General features: G+C 65.7%; 17 protein-coding genes. 12 read left to right on the top strand and 5 right to left on the bottom strand.

Features of this window, described 5'->3' with window-relative positions:
* Positions 1-22 precede the first annotated feature (22 nt).
* The 4 genes from VAR608DRAFT_RS28790 (at position 23) to VAR608DRAFT_RS28775 (ending at position 5,565) form a co-directional block, all read left to right on the top strand.
* Positions 23-766: a fimbrial biogenesis chaperone gene (locus VAR608DRAFT_RS28790; RefSeq protein ID WP_088957184.1), complete on the top strand. Its 744-nt coding sequence runs from the start codon at positions 23-25 to the stop codon at positions 764-766.
* 20 nt (positions 767-786) lie between these two features.
* Positions 787-3,396 (top strand): fimbria/pilus outer membrane usher protein, encoded by a 2,610-nt coding sequence (locus VAR608DRAFT_RS28785; RefSeq protein ID WP_172843912.1) that lies wholly within the window; start codon positions 787-789, stop codon positions 3,394-3,396.
* An 88-nt stretch (positions 3,397-3,484) separates the two neighbouring features.
* Positions 3,485-4,798 carry a fimbrial protein gene (locus VAR608DRAFT_RS28780; protein ID WP_197700579.1) on the top strand — a complete coding sequence of 438 codons (1,314 nt, stop codon included), beginning with the start codon at positions 3,485-3,487 and terminating at the stop codon, positions 4,796-4,798.
* 14 nt (positions 4,799-4,812) lie between these two features.
* On the top strand, positions 4,813-5,565 hold the full coding sequence (locus VAR608DRAFT_RS28775; RefSeq protein ID WP_231972995.1) for a fimbrial biogenesis chaperone: 753 nt from the start codon (positions 4,813-4,815) through the stop codon (positions 5,563-5,565).
* A gap of 66 nt (positions 5,566-5,631) precedes the next feature.
* Here VAR608DRAFT_RS28775 and VAR608DRAFT_RS28770 read toward each other — a convergent pair whose 3' ends face one another.
* The 5 genes from VAR608DRAFT_RS28770 to VAR608DRAFT_RS28750 all read right to left on the bottom strand — a co-directional run bounded on the left by VAR608DRAFT_RS28770 (position 5,632) and on the right by VAR608DRAFT_RS28750 (position 9,349).
* Positions 5,632-6,417 carry a peptidylprolyl isomerase gene (locus VAR608DRAFT_RS28770; RefSeq protein ID WP_088957181.1) on the bottom strand — a complete coding sequence of 262 codons (786 nt, stop codon included), beginning with the start codon at positions 6,415-6,417 and terminating at the stop codon, positions 5,632-5,634.
* A gap of 119 nt (positions 6,418-6,536) precedes the next feature.
* Positions 6,537-6,800 carry a BolA family protein gene (locus VAR608DRAFT_RS28765; RefSeq protein ID WP_088957180.1) on the bottom strand — a complete coding sequence of 88 codons (264 nt, stop codon included), beginning with the start codon at positions 6,798-6,800 and terminating at the stop codon, positions 6,537-6,539.
* An 82-nt stretch (positions 6,801-6,882) separates the two neighbouring features.
* Entirely contained in the window at positions 6,883-7,422 is a 540-nt protein-coding gene (locus VAR608DRAFT_RS28760) for a septation protein A (RefSeq protein WP_088957179.1), read from the bottom strand.
* Positions 7,423-7,460: 38 nt separating this feature from the next.
* Positions 7,461-7,871: a peptide-methionine (R)-S-oxide reductase MsrB gene (msrB, locus tag VAR608DRAFT_RS28755; protein WP_088957178.1), complete on the bottom strand. Its 411-nt coding sequence runs from the start codon at positions 7,869-7,871 to the stop codon at positions 7,461-7,463.
* Complete coding sequence (locus tag VAR608DRAFT_RS28750) at positions 7,868-9,349, bottom strand: protein adenylyltransferase SelO (RefSeq protein WP_088957177.1); 1,482 nt, start codon at positions 9,347-9,349, stop codon at positions 7,868-7,870. The genes msrB and VAR608DRAFT_RS28750 overlap by 4 nt, the downstream gene beginning before the upstream one ends.
* A gap of 158 nt (positions 9,350-9,507) precedes the next feature.
* Here VAR608DRAFT_RS28750 and VAR608DRAFT_RS28745 point away from each other — a divergent pair, with 158 nt between their 5' ends.
* From VAR608DRAFT_RS28745 to VAR608DRAFT_RS28710, 8 genes are all read left to right on the top strand, one after another.
* Positions 9,508-11,151: a 3-(methylthio)propionyl-CoA ligase gene (locus VAR608DRAFT_RS28745; RefSeq protein WP_088957176.1), complete on the top strand. Its 1,644-nt coding sequence runs from the start codon at positions 9,508-9,510 to the stop codon at positions 11,149-11,151.
* A gap of 166 nt (positions 11,152-11,317) precedes the next feature.
* Positions 11,318-12,565 carry a branched-chain amino acid ABC transporter substrate-binding protein gene (locus VAR608DRAFT_RS28740; protein WP_088957175.1) on the top strand — a complete coding sequence of 416 codons (1,248 nt, stop codon included), beginning with the start codon at positions 11,318-11,320 and terminating at the stop codon, positions 12,563-12,565.
* Between the two features lie 100 nt (positions 12,566-12,665).
* Positions 12,666-13,613: a branched-chain amino acid ABC transporter permease gene (locus VAR608DRAFT_RS28735; protein WP_088957174.1), complete on the top strand. Its 948-nt coding sequence runs from the start codon at positions 12,666-12,668 to the stop codon at positions 13,611-13,613.
* Entirely contained in the window at positions 13,613-14,926 is a 1,314-nt protein-coding gene (locus tag VAR608DRAFT_RS28730) for a branched-chain amino acid ABC transporter permease (protein ID WP_088957173.1), read from the top strand. Before VAR608DRAFT_RS28735 ends, VAR608DRAFT_RS28730 begins: the two co-directional genes overlap by 1 nt.
* A 14-nt stretch (positions 14,927-14,940) precedes the next feature.
* The gene (locus VAR608DRAFT_RS28725) at positions 14,941-15,714 is read left to right on the top strand and encodes an ABC transporter ATP-binding protein (protein WP_088957172.1); all 774 of its coding nucleotides are present in this window, start codon (positions 14,941-14,943) and stop codon (positions 15,712-15,714) included.
* A 1-nt stretch (position 15,715) separates the two neighbouring features.
* On the top strand, positions 15,716-16,411 hold the full coding sequence (locus tag VAR608DRAFT_RS28720) for an ABC transporter ATP-binding protein (RefSeq protein WP_088959028.1): 696 nt from the start codon (positions 15,716-15,718) through the stop codon (positions 16,409-16,411).
* 172 nt (positions 16,412-16,583) lie between these two features.
* On the top strand, positions 16,584-18,689 hold the full coding sequence (locus VAR608DRAFT_RS28715) for a 3-hydroxyacyl-CoA dehydrogenase NAD-binding domain-containing protein (protein ID WP_088957171.1): 2,106 nt from the start codon (positions 16,584-16,586) through the stop codon (positions 18,687-18,689).
* A gap of 19 nt (positions 18,690-18,708) precedes the next feature.
* Positions 18,709-20,178, top strand: coding sequence for a M20 family peptidase (locus VAR608DRAFT_RS28710; protein ID WP_088957170.1), 1,470 nt, complete (start codon positions 18,709-18,711; stop codon positions 20,176-20,178).
* Positions 20,179-20,181 lie beyond the last annotated feature (3 nt).

The raw sequence follows: 20,181 nt of genomic DNA, 5'->3' as shown, positions 1-20,181 counted from the left end.
TTGCGCCGAGGAGGATGTCGGTATGAGACGCGGGCTTCGCTTGCTGCTGTCCTTATTCGTGGCCGGATTGGCGGCCTCGTCTTCCCTGGGCAGCGTGGTGATGACCGGCACGCGCGTCATCTATCCGGGCGGTGCCACGGAACGCAGCATCCAGTTCACCAACCAGGACGATGTTCCCAATGTCGTGCAGGTCTGGGTCGACAGCGGCGATCCGAATTCCACGCCGCAGACGGCGAACGCCCCCTTCGTGGTGACGCCGCCGGTTTTCCGCATCGAGCCCAAGGCGGGACAGACCGCCCGCCTCATCTTCACCGGCAAGGACCTGCCGCAGGATCGCGAATCCGTTTTCTTCATCAATGCGGTGCAGATCCCGGCGCTGAATTCGGCGGACGCCGATCGCAACAAGATGCTGCTGCTGCTGCGCAATCGGGTGAAGCTTTTCTATCGCCCGAGCGGTATCTCGGGAGAGCCCGAACGCGCGGCGGAAAAGCTCAGGTTCAGCCTCAGCCGCCAAGGCGGCGAATGGAAGATCGTGGCAACGAACGACTCGGCCTTCCATGTGTCCCTGACCGGTGCGCAGCTCGTCAAGGCCGGCCGGGCCGGCGTGGCCCTCCAGCCGGACATGGTGGCGCCCAGGTCCACATTCGAATGGCGCATCAAGAGCGATGAGGATCTCGCGGCCGGCGGATGGAACGTCAAGTTCGTCTTCGTCAACGACTACGGAGGCGAAAACAACGCCGAGGCGCCTCTCGTCGTGGGCCGTTAGGACACAAGGCCGGCTTCCTCATGCGAGCGCTGCCGGTCTTCATTTGCGGGTCCGCCATCGGCACAGCGCTGTTCTCGGCACCGGCCCGGGCCGCGGATCCTGAAGCTGCGCCGGCCTACCGGTTCGACAGCCGTTTCCTCTTGGGCTCTTCGCTCGGGGCGGGCGACATCGAGCGCTTCAATCGTGTCAGCGCGGTCGACCCTGGCGTCTACCAGGTCGACGTCTTCGTCAACGGCGTGTTCCGTTCGCGCAAGGATGTGGAATTCCGCGCCGTGGGCAACGAGGTCGCGCCCTGCTTGGAGACTTCGTTCCTGGTGGCCGCCGGCGTGCTGCCCTCCAGTTTCGCGCCGCCCGCGGAAAGTGCTGCCGATGATGCCTCGCAGGCCTGCCGGCCCCTCGGCCAGCGCATTCCCGGCGCGCGGACGAGTTTCGATGTGTCCCGGCTGCGGCTGGACCTGTCGATCCCGCAGGCATTGATGAAGCGGACGATCCGCGGCGCGGTCGATCGGGCGGACATCGATCCGGGCGTCACCGCCGGCTTCCTCAACTACGACTCCAACTACTTCCGCGCCAGCAGCGAGGGCACGTCCAACGAATCGCTGTTCCTCGGCATGAACTTCGGCGCCAACCTCGGCATGTGGCGGTTCCGGCAGCAGTCGAGCTACAGCCATTTCGCGGGCCGCGACACCAGCGAAGGCCACTGGAACTCCATTCGCGCCTATGCGCAGCGCGCCTTGCCGGACTGGGGCAGCGAGCTGACCGTCGGCCAGAGCTTCACGACCGGACGCCTGTTCGGCACCGTGGGCTTCGAGGGCGTCCAGGTCGCCACCGACGAGCGCATGCTGCCCGATTCCCAGCGCGGGTTCGCGCCGGTGGTGCGCGGCGTCGCATCGACGAACGCGCGCGTGACGGTGCGCCAGGCGGGCAACGAGATCTACCAGACGACCGTCGCGCCCGGTCCGTTCTCGATCGAGGACCTGTACCCCACGAGCTTCCAGGGCGACCTGCAGGTCACGGTCACCGAAGCGGATGGCCGGGTGTCGACCTTCACGGTGCCCTTCGCGGCGGTCCCGGGCTCGATGCGGCCCGGCACCTCGCGCTACGCCGCGACCATCGGGCGCGTGCGCAACATCGAGGGCAGCCGCGCCGTGTTCGGCGAGGGCGTGTACCAGCACGGACTGTCGAACGAACTGACGGCCAACATGGGCGCGCGCGCGGCGAGCGACTACCAGGCGCTGCTCGGCGGCGTGGTCTGGGGAACGTCGTTCGGCGCACTGGGAAGCGACGCGACCTACGCGGTTTCGAAGAACCCCCTGGGCGATGGCAACCTGAACGGCTGGCGCGCCGGTCTGTCGTACAGCCAGGCGTTCCAGCCGATGGGCACCAGCTTCGCGCTGACGGGCTACAACTACTCGCGCGGCTATCGGGAGATGTCCGATGCGCTTGCTTCGCTGGCCGAGCAGCCGAACCTGACCATCCTGCAGTCGACCACCTACCTGCTGCGCAACCAGATCGTCGCCAACCTCAATCAAAGCCTGGGCAGCTATGGGCAGCTGTTTCTCAGCGCATCCGTGAGCGACTACCACGGCGGGCTGAAGGACCGCGACACGCAGTTCCAGTTCAGCTACAGCAACGTGTACCGGTCCGTCAGCTACGGCATCAACGTCACGCGCCAACGCACCGGGGCGCTCTTCGGCACCAACACGGCGTTCCCGAACACCACGCCGCCCGCCGTGCTGGCGATCGATTCGAGACTGGTCAATGTGGTGATGTTCACCGTCTCGATCCCCCTGGGCTCGGGGCCGCGCACGGCTTCGGCATCGGGGTCGGTGGTCCGCACAAGCGGGGGCGGCACGAGCTACCAGACGTCGGTCTCCGGCGTCGCGGATGAGGCGCAGACGCTGAGCTACGGCGTCAGCGCGACATACGACGCCTACGGCAGTACCGAGTCCGGCGGGACGTCGTCGGCGGCGACGAGCGTCAGCGGCAATCTGCAGAAGCGGCTGTCCGTCGCCACCGTCGGCGCCAGCTATTCGCGCGGCTCCGGCTTCTGGCAGGCGGGCGCCAGCGCACGCGGCGCGCTGGTCGCGCATGCCGGCGGGCTGACGCCTGGCCCTTATCTGAGCGAGACCTTCGGCGTCGTGGAAGCGCCGGGCGCCAGCGGCGCGGGCGTGCGCAACGGCCTGGGCGCGCGGGTGGACGATGCCGGCTTCGCGATCATTCCTTCGCTCGCCCCGTATCGCTACAACGACGTCGGGCTCGATTCGCAAGGCATCAACCGCAACGCCGAACTCGACGGCAGCCTGCAACGGACCGCGCCTTCGGCGGGCGCGGCGGTGCATCTGAAGTTCAGCACCCGCATCGGCTATGCGCTGCTGGCGCGAGTCGCTACCGAAAGCGGCAAGCCGCTGCCGCTGGGCGCGCCGGTCATCGGAAGCGATGGCGCGAGCGTCGGCATGGTGGGGCAGGGCGGCCAGGTCTACGCGCGGGTCGGCCAGGCCGAAGGCGTGCTGACGGTCAAATGGGGCGATGCGCCGTCGCAGCGCTGCGATTTCCCCTTCAGCATCGACCCCAAGGCCGATGAACTGTTCCATCGCTTCGAAGCGACATGCCGGCCGGGCGGGCCCTGAAAGGACGAACATGGCGCCGACATCCATCCCCGCAACTGCCTGCGCCGCTTGCATGCGCAGGTGGCTTTCCCGCTGGACCCTGGCCGTGATGCTGACCCTCTGCGTGCCCGCATGGGCCACCTGCACCCGGATCAGCTATGCGCCGACGACCAGCTATCCGAGCAACTCGATCTACTACGTCGACCCGGCCCATGGCACGCACAACACCTGGACGGGTTCGGTCGACGGCGCCGGCGCCAGCGGCCTTTCGGTCTCGGCGGTGAATCTCAACAGCAGCACCTTCCAGCCCGACGGCACCCTGCTGGCCAGCGGCAGTGCCAGCATTCTCACGCTGGGCAACGAGCCGTACACCGCCGAGCAGGTGCTGTTCCGCTGCGATGCGGCGGACGCGGGCAGCCTGTTCGAGTTCTACGCGACCAACGGCGACAACGAATTCGGCGGCATGTACGAAGACGGCGCGAGCTTCGGCTTGCCGGCCGCTTACCGGACCTACTTCCGGGGCATGGTGATCCGTGTCACGCACACCCAGACCGGCAACTACTTCAGCCGCTACTGGCAGTCCAGGCCGCTGACCGGCCTGGACCACGACAGCCAGGGCAAGATCCTGGTCAAGGCCAAGAACTTCAGCGACGTGCGAGTGGAGCTGGTTCGCGTCAGCAACACGGGCGGCAGTACCGGTTCGGGCAACTACGGCTATTCGCAGCCCGCGGCCTACATCGCGTTCAAGGGGCCGGGGTTCTCGAACAATCTGCAGGATGGGCGCGACTCGCTGTCGTACTACGAAGGCTGGTACACCGCCTGGCCGGGCACGGTCAATCTGTACAACCGCCTCACGGTGAACCGGTCGGCCACCTGCGCGGTGACGAACGTGACGCCGAACGTGCGCTTCCCGTTGATGACCGTCGCGGAGCTCGAAGGCGGCGGCACGCGGCAGATGCCGATCGACATCACCTTCGAATGCCAGACTGGGGCACCGGCCAATACCGGGCTGACTGCGCTCGCGAGCGGGGTCAAGGCCGGGCAGACCGCGATGGGCGTCCTGGTTCCGGCGGCCAACTACCAGAGCGCCGCGGGCCTGGGCTTGACCACCGCCAGCGGCGGCGCGACCTTTCTGCTGTCCGACGGCTACGGCGTGGATTCCGGCGTCGCCACCGGCGTGGGAGTCGCGCTCGCATTCGGCGACGGCACGGCGCTCAACTTCCTCGGCAACGAGATGGTCACGGCCACCGGCAACGCAGCGGGCTGGTATCCGGTGCTGGAGGGCGCCTCATCGACCGGCGTCGCCGCCGGCGTGACCAGCTACACCAAGCACCTGCAGGCGACGCTCAAGAAGATCCCGGGCCGCACCGTCACGCCGGGCAAGGTCAATGCGCGCGCGCAGGTCGTGATTCGCGTCCAGTAAAAGGAGTCGATCCCATGGCGATCCTTCGAATGCCGTTCGTTCGCATCCTCTTCCTGCTGGCGCTGGGACTGTTCGCCGGACGGGCTGCCTTCGCCGGCGTCGTGGCCGAGTCGACCCGGGTCGTCTTCATGGCCGGCGCGGGCGAGCGTTCCCTGCAACTGATCAACCTGAACGACTATCCGGTGGTGGTGGAGGTCTGGGTGGACGACGGCGCGCTGGACTCGCTGCCCGAGAACTCGCGCGCGCCGATCATCCCCCTGCCGCCGATCTTCCGGCTGAACCCGCACGACCAGATCAGCCTGCGCCTCCTGTATTCGGGCGCGCCGCTCCCCAAGGACCGCGAATCGCTGTTCTGGCTGAATCTCTACGAGATTCCTCCCACCGAGGTCGACCGTTCGCCGGATGCCGCGACGCTCACGGTGGCGATCCGCACGCAGATGAAGGTCTTCGTGCGGCCGCAGGACTTGCCGGTGTCGCCCGGCGAAGTCCCCTCCAAGCTCGAATTCCTGCTCGACAACGAGCCGGGGCATCCGCACCTCACGGTGAAGAATCCCACGCCTTACTTCGCGAACCTGGCCGAGCTGCAGTTCACGCACGATGCGAAGGAGGTGGCCGAGGCCGTCACGGTCGCGCCTTACGGCGACGCCGACCTCGACATCGAGCCATCGGACGCGGCGCGCACCGAAGCGACCGTCGCCTACACGCTCATCGATGACAACGGCAACACCGAAGCCCGATCCCGCGCCTGCCGGATCGTGGCGCGGTGACATCAAGAAAAACGGCCTCCGTGGGGAGGCCGCTTCCTTCTTCTTTCGGGGTCCGCGAGCGCGCGCTTATTCGACCTTCGCCTTCGCGCGCAGTTCTTCCTGGTACTTCTGCAGACGCTGCTGCTGCAGCTGCTGCACGATCTGCGGCTTCACTTCCTCGAACTTCGGCAGTTGCGCCTGGCGGATGTCGTCGACGCGGATGATGTGATAGCCGAATTGCGACTTGACCGGCGTCTGCGTCATCTCGCCCTTGCCGAGCTTGACCATCGCTTCCGAGAACTCGGGCACGAAGCTCGCTGGCGATGCCCAGTCGAGGTCGCCGCCGTTGGCGCCCGAACCCGGGTCCTTGCTCTGCTTCTTGGCGATGTCCTCGAACTTGGCGCCCTTCTTGAGGTCGGCAATGATCTTCTTGGCCTGGTCTTCGTTTTCGACCAGGATGTGGCGGGCCTTGAATTCCTTGCCGCTGTTGGCGGCGGCGAACTTGTCGTACTCAGCCTTGGCGTCGGCGTCCGACACGACATTGGTCTTGCGGTAGTTCTCGAACAGCTGGCGGATCAGGATCGCCTGGCGGGCGAGTTCGAGCTGGTTCTTGTAGTCCTCGGTGGCATCCAGGCCCTGCTTCTGCGCTTCCTGCATGAAGACCTCGCGGGCGATGACCTCCTCGCGCAGCTGCTCCTGCATCTCGGGCGTGACGGGGCGGCCGGCTGCCGCCAGCTGCTGAGCCAGCACCTCCATGCGCGCCTTCGGAACCGGTTTGCCGTTGACGATGGCCGCGTTCTGCGCAAAGGCGGCAAAGGGAACCGCGCCAACGAGTACGGCGGCTGCGACGGCTTGCAGGATATGTTTCTTCATGTTGGGAGCCTCGATCCTGGAGGTAGACGCGCCTTGGGCGCGGTTGAATAAAGCGCTGGATGGAAAAGGGAGGGGAGTTTTTCGCCGCAAGGTGTACGGCCGGGTGCGATCAGAGCGGCTTAGAACGTCTCGATGGCAATCGCGTGAAGACCCTGTGCGATGAAAAGCTGCAGCGCATCATACACAAGCCGATGGCACGCCACGCGGGACTTCCCGGCGAACAGCGGCGAGGCGATGCGGACCCGGAAATGGGTGCCATAGCCCTCGGCATTGGCGCCGGAATGGCCGGCGTGCGCGGCGCTCTCGTCGATGACTTCGAGCATCGTCGGGTCGAGTGCGTCGCGCAGCCGCGCTTCGAGATCGTGCGAGGTGGGGGGCGTCATGGGTACCCCCACGCTCGGCACTTCGTGTCCTCGCTGCCCCCCGAGGGGGTGCGAGCTTGCTTGGGCCGGCCCGGCGCTGCGCTCATGCGGCGGGCTCGTCGGATTTGAGGTGGGGCGCGATGTACAGCCCCTGCACCACCAGGAAGACGATCGGGAAGACGTACCCCCAGAGCTTGAAGTTGACCCACGCCTCGGTGCTGAAATACGCCGCCACGTAGCCGTTGAGCGCGGCCATGAAGACGCAATACGCCACCCACGCCACGTTGAGCCGGCCCCAGATGTGCGTCGGCAGTTCGAGCTGGGTGCCCAGCAGCATCTTGAGGAAGTTCTTCTTGAAGCCCCACAGCGCCACCGCGAGCGCCACGGCCATCGCACCGTACAGCACCGTCGGCTTCCACTTGATGAAGCGGTCGTCGTGCAGCGCGAGGGTCAGCGAGCCGAACAGCAGGATCAGCACCAGGGTGGCCTTCTGCATCGGCAGCAGCTTGCGCTCGCGCAGCCAGATGATGCCCATCTGGATGACGGTGCCGGCCATCAGTACGGCGGTGGCGGTGTAGATGTCGTAGAGCTTGAACGCCCCGAAGAAGAGCAGGATGGGGAAGAAGTCGAGGATCAGTTTCATGATGGGGCGTTCAGTCGCTCGCGGTCGCTCGTAGTGGCTCAGCGCTTCTGGAAGTCGAGCGCGGCCGAATTCATGCAGTAGCGAAGGCCGGTCTCGGTCGGTCCGTCGGGAAACACGTGGCCGAGGTGCGCGCCGCAATTGGCGCACACATTTTCGGTGCGAACCATGCCGTGCGACCGGTCGATGATGTTGCGGATCGCGCCGGGCACCGCTTCCTGCGAGAAGCTGGGCCACCCGCAGCCGGCGTCGAACTTGGTCGACGACTCGAACAGCTTCGCGCCGCAGCAGATGCAGTGGTAGGTGCCGTCTTCCCAGTGCGCTTCATATTTGCCGGTGAAGGGGCGCTCGGTGGCCGCATGGCGCGTGACCTCGAAGGCGCCGCGCTCGGCACCTTTTTCGGCAAGGATCGTTTTCCATTCGGCGTCGGTCTTCTGGGTGGGTGCGGTCATGATGAACAGCTGATTTCGATCGTTGAAGCCCAGTCGGGCGGGAAGCCGGCCCATTGGTCGTGGCCGGCGTGCTCTTCAAATGGGGATTCGAGCAGCCTGAGCAAGGCGGCGACGCCGGAGTGGTCCTTGCGCTGTGCGGCTTCGATGGCTTGCTGGCCCAGATGGTTCCTGAGCACGAACTTGGGATTGCTGGCGAGCATCAGGTCGGCCGCCTTCGAGGGCGCAATCGCGGCATGGCGCTCGGTGAACGAGCGGAACCAGCCGTCGAAGCCGCCGCGGTCGATGAACAGGTCGCGCACCGAATCCGGATTGTCGCCGGCCATCACGCGCGAGAGCCGCCGCCAGAAGATCGGGTAGTCGACCTTCTCCTGCGCCAGCAGCTTCAGCAGCCGCTCGATCAGGGAACGGTCCGATTCGGCCCGGTCGGTCAAGCCGAGCTTGGCCCGCATGCGGGCCTCGTATTCATGAGGGAAGACGGTCTTGTACGACTCCAGCGCCGCGACCGCGATTTCCTGGTCGCCGATCAGCGGCAGCAGCGCCTGGGCGAGGCAGAAGAGATTCCAGTACGCCACGTTCGGCTGCTGGTTGTAGGCATAGCGGCCGGAGGTGTCGCTGTGGTTGCAGATGTGCCGCGGGTCGAAGCCGTCGAGGAACTGGAAGGGCCCGTAGTCGATGGTGAGCCCGAGGATGCTCATGTTGTCGGTGTTCATCACCCCGTGGCAGAAGCCGGCCGCCTGCCATTGCGCAAGCAGCGCCGCGGTGCGCTCGCTCACCGCTTCGAGCAGCGCGGCGTAGGCGTTGCCGCCCCAGCGCTCCGTGGTCCGGCAGGCGGGGTAGTAGCGGTCGATCACGTAGTCGGCCAGGGCGCGCAGTTCCGCGTCGCGCTCCCGGGCGGCGAAGTGTTCGAAATGGCCGAAGCGGATGAAGCTCGGCGCCACCCGGGTCACCACGGCGGCGGTTTCGATCTCCTCCCGGTGCACGGGGGCATCGGAGCCGGTGACGCACAGCGCGCGCGTGGTCGGGATGCCGAGGGCGTTGACCGCCTCGCTGCACAGGAATTCACGGATGCTCGAACGCAGCACCGCCCGGCCGTCGCCCATGCGGGAGTAGGGCGTGAGCCCGCTGCCCTTGAGCTGCACTTCGAGCCCGCCCGCCGTTTCGCCCAGCAGGATCGCGCGGCCGTCCCCGAGCTGGCCGGCCCAGACCCCGAACTGGTGCCCGCTGTAGACCGAGGAAAGCGGCCGCGAACCCCTGACCGATGCATTGCCCGTGAAAGCGGCCAGGGCGTCGTCCGAAGACAGCTGATCGGGGTCCAGGCCGAGTTCCCTCGCCATCGCGAGGCTGCGGCCCACCCAGTAGGGCTCGGGCAGCGGCGTCGGCCGCAGTTCGGTATAGAACGCGGGCCCGAGCGCCGAGAAGCCCGGGGCCCAGCGCAGCCCGAGATCCACGGCTTCGGTTTCTTCTGCAAGCGTGCTCATGGGTGGATTGTCCCGCACCCGCGGTCCACCGGCCGCGACTGCGGGTTTCTGTCATTGTGTGGCGCGCCCCCCTGGGTGAACCTCGGGCCGCAGGGCGCGCGCTGGTTACATTGCGTTGCTGCCGAATCAACAAAGCCCGTTCAAGAAGGAGCCAATCGATGCTGGGTTTGATGCAGGACCAACCGCTCTTGATCTCGTCGCTGATCGAGTTCGCCGAACGCCATCACGGCGACGCCGAAATCGTCTCTCGCAGAGTGGAAGGCGACATTCACCGCACCACATGGCGCCGGATTGCCGCGCGTTCGCGGCAGGTGGCCAATGCGCTCGACGACGAACAACTGCTCTTCAGCGATCGGGTCGCGACGCTGGCCTGGAATGGCTACCGCCACCTGGAGCTCTATTACGGCGTGAGCGGCTCCGGCCGCGTGCTGCACACCATCAACCCGCGCCTGCATCCGGACCAGATCGCCTGGATCGCCAACCATGCCGAAGACCAGATCCTCTGCTTCGACATGAGCTTCCTGCCGCTGGTGCAGGCGATGCACGCCAAGTGCACCACGGTGAAGAAATGGATCGCGCTGTGCGACGCCGACAAACTGCCGGCCGACAGTGGCATCCCCAATCTGGTGAGCTACGAGGCCTGGATGAGCCAGCGCCCGACCGACTACGCCTGGCCGAGCTTCGATGAGAACTCGGCCTCCAGCATGTGCTACACGAGCGGCACCACGGGCAACCCCAAGGCGGCGCTGTACAGTCACCGCTCGACCTTGCTGCACGCCTACGCGGCGGCCTTGCCCGACGTGATGTCGCTGTCGGCGCGCGACTCGGTGCTGCCGGTGGTGCCGATGTTCCACGTCAATGCCTGGGGCATTCCGTACTCGGCCGCGCTGGTCGGCGCCAAGCTTGTCTTCCCCGGTCCGGCGCTCGACGGCAAGTCGGTCTACGAGTTGATCGAAGGCGAGAAGGTGAGCTTCGCCGCCGGCGTGCCGACGGTCTGGCAGATGCTGCTGGGTCACCTGCAGGCCAACGCTCTGCGCTTCGGGACGCTCAAGCGCACGGTGATCGGCGGCTCCGCCTGCCCGCCGGCGATGATCAATGCGTTCCAGCAACAGTACGGTGTCGAAGTGTTGCATGCGTGGGGCATGACCGAAATGTCGCCGCTGGGCACCCTGTGCACGCTGAAGAACAAGCACCTCGAGATGCCGCCCGAGCAGCAGACCGCGATCCGCATGAAGCAGGGCCGCTCGATCTTCGGCGTGGACATGAAGATCATCGACGGCGACGGCAAGGACCTGCCGTGGGACGGCAAGGCCTACGGCGACCTGCTGGTCAAGGGCCCGTGGGTGGTCAAGGAGTATTTCAAGGGCGAGGGCGGCGACCCGCTGGTCGACGACGAGAACGGGCGCGGCTGGTTCCCGACCGGCGACGTCGCCACCATCGATGCCGACGGCTTCCTGCAGATCACCGACCGCAGCAAGGACGTGATCAAGTCCGGCGGCGAATGGATCAGCTCCATCGACATCGAGAACATCGCCGTGGCCCATCCGGCGGTCGCGATGGCGGCGTGCATCGGCGTGAAGCATCCCAAGTGGGACGAGCGGCCGATCATCGTCGTGGTGAAGAAGCCCGGCGCCGAAGTGACGCGCGACGAATTGCTGGCCTTCTATCAGGGCAAGACGGCCAAGTGGCAGATCCCGGACGACGTCGTCTTCGTCGATGCGATCCCCATCGGCGCGACCGGCAAGATCCTCAAGACGAAGCTGCGCGAGCTGTTGCGCGACTACAAGCTGCCGGGCACCTGACGGCCAAGCTACCGGCCGGTAGGATTTCGTGGCGTCCGTGTCGCCTGGGTGATAGTTTGAGGGGGCTTGGAGTCCGCCGTTACGGGCATTCCCTGAGGGGTGCACATGCAAAGACTTGTACCCTCAGCCCGTGTTTGAACGACCACCGACCCAGGAGACGACTTCCATGAAATTCGCACTCAAATTCCTTGCCGCGAGCCTGATGCTGTCGGGCGCCGCCGGGGCTTTTGCCCAGAAGGGAGAAACCGTCAGGATCGCCATGATCGAAGGTCTTTCGGGCCCCTTCGCCAACGTGGGGCAGAACCAGCTCAAGAGCTGGCAGTTCGTGGCCGAACACCTGACGCCGGAAGAGAACCCGGCCGGGGTCAAGTTCGAGATCACGGGCATGGACAGCAAGAGCTCTCCGCAGGAGGCGCTGAACCTGCTCAAGGCCGCCAGCGACCAGGGCTATCGCTATGTCACGCAGGGCAACGGCTCGAACGTCGCCGTGCCGCTGGCCGATGCGGTCGGAAAGGCCAACGAGCGCAATCCCGGCAAGGAAATCATCTACCTGAACTACGCGGCGGTCGACCCGGTCCTGACCAACGACAAGTGCAACTACTGGCACTTCCGCCTCGACGCCGACACCTCGATGAAGATGGAGGCGCTGACTACCTTCATGAAGGACCAGCCCACCGTCAAGAAGGTCTACCTGATCAACCAGAACTACTCGCACGGCCAGCAGGTCGCCAAGTATTTCAAGGAGGGCCTGGCGCGCAAGCGGCCCGACGTCCAGATCGTGGGCGACGACCTGCATCCCCTGGGCCAGGTCAAGGACTTCGCGCCCTACGTGGCCAAGATCAAGCAGTCGGGCGCCGACACGATCGTGACCGGCAACTGGGGCCAGGACATGACCCTCCTGATCAAGGCGCTGAACGACGCCGGCCTGAAGGTGCCGGTCTATGCCTACTATGCCGGGGTGTCCGGCACCCCGACCGCGCTGGCTTCGGGTGGGGATCTCGAGGTCTACCAGATCGCCTACAACCACTCGAACTACCCGGGTCGCCTGGGCACCCTGACGAACGAGTTCCAGCAGAAGTTCAACGATGACCTCTACACCTTCTCGGTCTACAACGCCCTGGTGATGATGAGCAACGCGATGGCCAAGGCGAAATCCACCGACCCGGTCAAGGTTGCTGCGGCGATGGAAGGCCTGAAGTTCAAGGGCTTCAACGGTGAGAGCGAAATGCGCAAGACCGATCACCAGTTGCAGCAGGGCCTCTGGATCTCCAAGTGGCAGAAGGTCGATGCCAAGAACAAGTACAGCGTCGAGAAGACCGGCTTCACCTTCGCGCCGGTGAAGTACCTGGAGCCCTACATCGCCAGCACGCCGACCTCGTGCCAGATGAAGCGTCCGGGCGCCTCGACCTCCTAGCACGCTTGCCGGAGCCGCACGCCGGGGAATGATGCCCATCGCTCCCCGGCGTCGCTATTTGGGGCATTCGGCGACGCCCCGAACCGTTCACCCAGATCCCATGGAATTCTTCACCGTCTCCCTGTTGAACGGCCTCAGCTATGGCTTGTTGCTGTTCATGCTGAGCTCCGGCCTCACGCTGATCTTCAGCATGATGGGTGTGCTCAATTTTGCGCACACCAGCTTCTACATGCTGGGCGCCTATTTCGCGTACTCGATCTCCACTGTCGTCGGCTTCTGGCCGGCCCTCGTCGTGGCGCCCCTGATCGTCTTCGTGCTGGGCGCGGCATTCGAGCGCTACAGCCTGCGGCGCGTCCACAAGTTCGGGCATGTGCCGGAGCTGCTCGTGACCTTCGGTCTTTCCTACCTGATCCTCGAAGTCGTGCAGCTGGTCTGGGGGCGCTCGGTGGTCCCCTATGCCTTGCCGCCGGCGCTCGAAGGGCCGCTGTTCACCATCTACGGAACCCAGTTTCCCAAGTCCCGATCCTTCATCATGCTGATCGCGGTGCTGATGCTCGTCTCGGTGTGGCTGCTGCTGACCCGCACGCGCATCGGCCTGGTCATCCAGGCCGCGCTCAAGCATCCTGAAATGGTCGAAGCGCTCGGTCACAACGTGCCGCGTGTCTTCATGCTGGTGTTCGGGGGCGGCGCCGCGCTGGCGGCCCTGGCTGGCGTGATCGGCGGCAACACCTACGTCACCGAGCCGGCCATGGCGGCATCGGTCGGCTCGATCATCTTCGTGGTGGTCGTGGTGGGCGGCATGGGGTCGCTCGCCGGGGCGTTTCTCGCCTCCCTTCTCATCGGCGTGGTGCAGACCTTCGCGGTCGCCATGGACCAGTCCTTTGCCGGCGCGCTCCAGGCCCTGGGCATGACCGTCGGCAGCCAGACCTTCGGGTACGAGCTGCTGAGCCTCAAGATTTCGCAGATCGCACCCATCCTGCCGTACATGTTCCTGGTGCTGATCCTGATCTTCCGGCCCAAGGGCCTGCTCGGCACGCGGGAGGATTGATGAGCGCAACGCAAAGCATGACAACGCAGTACTACCGCTTCAAGCCCTGGAACATCGGGCGCATCGTCATCTGGACGCTGTTCGCGCTGCTGCTGCTGCTGGCGCCAGTGCTGTTCCGCAGCGGCCTTGCGCTGACGATGCTGTCGCAGATGGGCTACCTGGTCATCATCTGCCTGAGCTACAACATCCTGTTCGGACAGGGTGGAATGCTGAGCTTCGGGCACGCCGTCTACACCGGGATGGGCGCCTTCATCGCGATCCACGCCATGAATCTGGCGACCCAGGGAAGCCTGCCCGTGCCGCTGGTGCTGATCCCGCTGGTCGGCGGCCTGGGCGGCATGTTCTTCGCCGTCCTCCTGGGCTTCGTGACGACCAAGAAGTCGGGCACCACCTTCGCCATGATCACGCTGGGCATCGGTGAACTGGTGGCGTCCATGGCGCTGATGTTCCCCGGATTCTTCGGCGGCGAGGGCGGCGTCACGACCAACCGGGTGTACGGCACGCCATTTTTCGGGTTGAGCTTCGGTCCGCAGTTGCAGGTCTACTACCTGATCGCGGCCTACTGCTTCGTTTGCACGGCGCTGATGTTCGCCTTCACGGGCACGCCGCTCGGGCGCATCCTGAACGCGGTGCGCGACAACCCGGAGCGGGTCGAATTCATCGGCTACAACACCCAGCGCGTGCGCTACTTCGCCTTCATCATCGCGGGCTTCTTCGCCGGAATCGGCGGCGGCCTGTCGGCCATCAACTTCGAGATCGTGAATGCCAGCGACAGCCTGAGCGGCCTGCGCTCCGGAGGCTATCTGCTGTTCACCTTCCTTGGCGGGGCCGGTTTCTTCTTCGGTCCGATCATCGGCGCGGTGCTGCTGGTGTTCGCATCGGTCATGCTGTCCGAACTCACCAAGGCCTGGCTGCTCTATCTGGGCCTGGTGTTCCTCTTCATGGTGATGTTCGCGCCGGGCGGCGTCGCCAGCCTGGTCATGATGAACCTGCGGGTCGCGAAGTTCGGCCTGTTCAAGCCTTTCTGGAAGCTCTACGCCGGGCTCGTCGCCACCGGCGCACTGGTGGTCGTGGGGGCCGCGGCACTGGTCGAAATGGTCTATCACATCCAATTGAACGCGGCGCTGGGACCACAGGTCCGGTTTGCCGGACTCGTGCTCGACACCGGGAGTGCCGGCAGTTGGCTTGGCGCCGCGGCGGTGGCCCTCGTGGGCGTGGTCCTGCTGGAATGGATGCGCCGGCGCTTCGCCCAGGCCTGGGGCCACGCGCAGGAGCAGATCGAAGCCGAAATCAAACGACGGGCGACCACATGAGCGAGACGCAAATAATGAAGGGCCGTGCACTCGAACTCAAGGGCCTGCGAAAGAGCTTCGGCAAGACGGACATCATCCGGGGCGTCGACCTCGCAGTGCAGGCGGGCGAACGCATCGCCATCATCGGACCCAACGGCGCCGGCAAGTCGACCCTGTTCAACCTGATCAGCGGCCGGCTCGCGCCCACCAGCGGCGAGGTCCTGCTCAACGGGCAACGCATCGACGGGATGAGGCCCTACGAGATCAATCGCCTCGGCCTGTCGCGCAGCTTCCAGATCACCAACATCTTTCCGAAGCTCAGCGTGTTCGAGAACCTGCGCTGCGGCGTGCTGTGGAGCCTCGGCTATCGCTACAGCTTCCTGCGCTTCCTGTCGAAGCTCGACGATGCCAACGCGCGCACCGAGGAACTGATCCACCAGGTCGGCCTCGACAAGAAGCGCGACGTGCTGGCGGTGAACCTCACCTACGCGGAGCAGCGCGCGCTGGAGATCGGCGTGACCATCGCCGGCGGCGCCAGCGTGATCCTGCTGGACGAGCCGACGGCGGGCATGAGCAAGACCGAGACGGCGCACTTCATCGCCCTGATCAAGCAGGTGACGGTCGGCAAGACGCTGCTGACCGTCGAGCACGACATGGGCGTGGTGTTCGGCCTCGCCGACAAGATCGCGGTGGTGGTCTACGGCGAGGTGATCGCCTTCGACACGCCGGCCGCGGTGCGCGCCAATGCGCGCGTGCAGGAGGCCTATTTGGGTTCGGCAGTCGCCGATGCGCAAGGTGCTGGACACTGACATGCTCAAACTCCAAGACATCCACGCCTATTACGGCAAGAGCCATGTGTTGCACGGTGTTTCGTTCGACGTGCGGCCCGGCGAAATCGTGGCGCTGCTGGGACGCAACGGCTCCGGCCGCTCGACCACGGCGAAGGCGATCATGGGCCTCGTGCATGCCGAAGGCCATCTCCGCTGGAAGGAGCGCGACATCCTGCACTGCAAGGCCTACGAGATCGCGCACCTCGGCATCGGCTACGTGCCGGAGAACCGTGACATCTTTCCCAAACTGACGGTGCACCAGAACCTGCTGCTCGGCCAGAAGGGATCGGGCAAGGGCAGCCGCTGGTCCTTCGACGACATGTACGGCATGTTCCCGCGCCTCAGGGAGCGCCAGCACACCGAGGCCGGCGTGCTCTCGGGCGGCGAGCAGCAGATGCTGACGCTGTGCCGCACGCTGATGGGCGACCCGGACCTGATCATCATCGACGAGCCCACCGAAGGCCTGGCGCCGAAGATCGTCGAACTGGTGGGGCAGTACCTGCGCACGCTCAAGGACAAGGGCATCTCGGTGCTGCTGATCGAGCAGAAGCTGACCATTGCGATGCAGATCTCGGACCGCGCGCTCGTCATGGGCCACGGCAGCATCGTGTTCGACGGCACGCCCGATTCATTGCGCGCCGATGCCGCCACCCGAAAGGAATGGCTGGAAGTCTGACTTCCAGCTTGTCCCGGTAGCGACTGAACGCCATTGCGGCGCCTTCCGAAACGCCTAGAATCCGACGAAAAAAGAACACTCGTGCTTTTTAAGTGCGGAGTCCTCGGCGTCGATGGCGGCGAGGTCTTCGAACCCGTTTTTTCGATCCTCTCCCAATCCAAAGGAACGCAGCATGACGGCTGAATACAAAGTGCTCGGCGACGTCGCCGTGATCACCATGACCAACCCCCCGGTCAATGGCCTCGGTTTCTCGACGCGCATCGGTATCACGGACGGTCTCTCCAAGGCCATCGACGATCCCGCGGTGAAGGCGATCGTCATCACGGGCGCCGGCAAGGCCTTCTCGGGCGGTGCGGACATCAAGGAATTCGGCACGCCCAAGGCGCTGCAGGAACCCAACCTGCTGAGCGTGATCCTCGCGCTCGAAGCCTCGACCAAGCCGATCGTCGCCGCGATCCATTCCGTCTGCATGGGCGGCGGTCTCGAACTGGCGCTCGGCTGCCACTACCGCGTGGCTGCACCGGGCGCCAATGTCGCGCTGCCTGAGGTCAAGCTGGGCCTCGTCCCCGGCGCCGGCGGCACCCAGCGCCTGCCGCGCGTGCTCGGCGTCGAGACCGCGCTCAACATGATCGTGAGCGGCGAGCCGGTCAAGAGCGAGATGCTCGCATCGCTGCCGGGCCAGAAGCTGTTCGACAAGCTGGCCGCATCGGCCGAGTCGCTGTTCGACGAAGCCATCGAGTTCGCGAAGTCGGTGGCCGGCAAGACGGGCGAGGCCCTGCCGCTGGTGCGCAACCTGCCGTGCAAGCACCCACAGGGCGACGCCTACTTCCAGTTCGCGCGCAACATGGTCGGCGGCATGTCGAAGAACTATCCGGCGCCGCTCAAGTGCGTCGATGCGGTGCAGGCCGCCACGAAGATGAAGTTCGACGAGGGCATGGCCGAAGAGCGCCGCATCTTCACCGCATTGATGTTCACGCCCGAATCGATCGCGCTGCGCCACCTGTTCATGGCCGAGCGCGCCGCCTCGCACATTCCGGACGTGCCCGGCGACACGCCCCAGCGCGCGGTCAAGTCGGTCGGCGTGGTCGGCGCCGGCACCATGGGCGGCGGCATCTCGATGAACTTCCTGAATGCCGGCATCCCGGTCACCATCCTCGAGATGAAGCAGGAAGCGCTCGACCGCGGCATCGCGACGATCAAGAAGAACTACGAGGCGCAGGTCAAGAAGGGCAAGCTCAAGCAGGACAAGTACGCAGAGCGCATGGCCCTGCTCAAGACCACGCTGTCCTACGACGACCTGAAGGACGTCGACCTCGTCATCGAGGCCGTCTTCGAGGAACTCGGCGTCAAGGAAAAGGTGTTCAGCGAGCTCGACCGCGTGATCAAGCCCGGCGCGATCCTCGCCTCGAACACCTCCACGCTCGACGTGGACAAGATCGCGGCCTTCACCAAGCGTCCGCAGGACGTGGTCGGCATGCACTTCTTCAGCCCGGCCAATGTGATGAAGCTCCTGGAAGTGGTGCGCGGCAAGGCAACCGCCAAGGACGTGCTCGCCACCGTGATGGGCATCGCCAAGAAGATCAAGAAGACGGCCGTGGTCTCGGGCGTCTGCGACGGCTTCATCGGCAACCGCATGATCGAGCAGTACTCGCGGCAAGCGGGCTTCCTGCTCGACGAAGGCGCGACGCCGCAGCAAGTCGACAAGGCGATCGAGAAGTTCGGCTTCGCGATGGGCCCGTTCCGCATGGGCGACCTGGCCGGCAACGACATCGGCTGGGCGATCCGCAAGCGCCGCGCGACCGAGATCGCCGACATGAAGTACAGCCGCACGGCCGACAAGCTCTGCGAACTCGGCCGCTTCGGCCAGAAGACCGGGGCAGGGTGGTACGACTACCAGCCCGGCAAGCGCGATGCGATTCCGTCGGACCTGGTCAACAAGATGATCGAGGACCACCGCAAGGAACTCGGCATCACGCCGCGCAAGATCTCCGACGAAGAGATCGTGCAGCGCCTGGTGTATTCGCTCGTCAACGAAGGCGCGCACATCCTCGAAGACGGCATTGCGTCGAAGGCGGGCGACATCGACATGGTGTACCTGACCGGCTACGGCTTCCCGATCTGGCGCGGCGGCCCGATGCACTACGCGTCGCAGGTCGGCCTCTTCAACGTCGCCGAGTCGATGAAGCGCTTCGCGAAGAACCCGCACGACGACGCGAAGTTCTGGCAGCCCGCCGGGTTGATCCAGAAGCTGGTGGCCGAAGGCAAGTCGTTCAGCTGAGCGGAGGCGAGACCGTTCCATGCTGAAACGTGCGTTCCTTGCGCTGGTGCTGGTGATCGCGGGAGGGGTGGCGGCGATGGCGGTCAACACCTGGCGCACGCCGTCACGGCAGGTTGCCGTGACGCCCGCGGCGCCGCTCGCGATCGATGTGCAGGCCGCCGCCAGGCGGCTGGCGGGCGGGATCCGGTTCCGCACGGTGTCCAGCCTCGACGATCCTGCCGGCAACGCGGCGGAATTCGACAAGCTGCATGCCTACCTCGCCGAGCAGTTCCCGAAGGTCCACGCCACCCTCAAGAAGGAAGTGATCGGGCAGCACGCGCTGCTCTACACCTGGACCGGCTCCGATCCGCAGGCCAGGCCCGTTGCGCTGATGGCGCACCAGGACATGGTGCCGATCGCGCCCGGCACCGAGAAGGCCTGGAAGGTCGACCCCTTCGGCGGCGTGATCGAGGACGGCTTCATCTGGGGCCGCGGTGCGCTCGACGACAAGGGCAACCTGTTCGCGCAGATGGAAGCCGTCGAGGCGCTGGTCGCGAGCGGCTTCAAGCCCACGCAGACGGTCTACCTCGTGATGGGCGACGACGAGGAGGTGAGCGGCCTGCGTGGCGCGCTGCCGATCGCCGAGCTGCTCAAGTCGCGCGGCGTGCGGCTCGACTGGGTGCTCGACGAAGGCCTCTTGGTGCTCGACGGCGTGCTGCCGGGCCTGTCGAAGCCTTCGGCGCTGATCGGCCTGGCGGAGAAGGGCTATGCGACCTTTTTCCTGTCGCTCGACACCGCGCCGGGCCACTCGTCGATGCCGCCAGCGCACAGCGCGATCGGCCAGATGAGCGCGGCGCTCGCGCGGCTCGAAGCCACGCCGATGCCGGGTGGCATCAAGGGCATCGCGGGCCAGATGTTCGGCACCCTTGCGCCGGAGATGAGCGGCCTCAACCGCGTGCTGCTGTCGAATCTGTGGCTCAGCGGGCCGCTGGTGGAAAGCCAGCTCGAGAAGAGCCCGAGCAGCAACGCCATGCTGCGCACGACCACCGCGCTGACCATCGTGCGCGCCGGCAACAAGGACAACGTCCTGCCGGGCCGCGCCGAGGCGGCCGTGAACTTCCGCATCCTGCCGGGCGACACCATCGACAGCGTCGAAGCGCACCTGAAAAAGGCGCTCGGCAACGACGCGATCCAGGTCAAGCGCTACCCGGGCAACTCGGAGCCGTCGCCGGTCTCGCCGACCGAGGCCAACGGCTATCGCGCGATCGAGCACACGGTGCGGCAGACGTTTCCCGACGCCATCGTCGCCCCGGGCCTGATGACCGCCGCCACCGATTCGCGCCACTTCAGTCTCATCAGTGACTCGGTCTACCGCTTCTCGCCGTACCGCGCGAAGAGCGAGGACCTGGCGCGCTTCCACGGCACCAACGAGCGTCTCGCCATCTCGAACTACGGCGAGGCGATCAATTTCTATCAGCAGCTGCTGCGCAACGCCGCGCAGCCCCAGTAACCG

The organism is Variovorax sp. HW608, from assembly GCF_900090195.1.
Classification (GTDB): domain Bacteria; phylum Pseudomonadota; class Gammaproteobacteria; order Burkholderiales; family Burkholderiaceae_C; genus Variovorax.
Note: the sequence above shows the minus strand (reverse complement) of the source record. Positions and strands in the feature narration are given on the sequence as shown.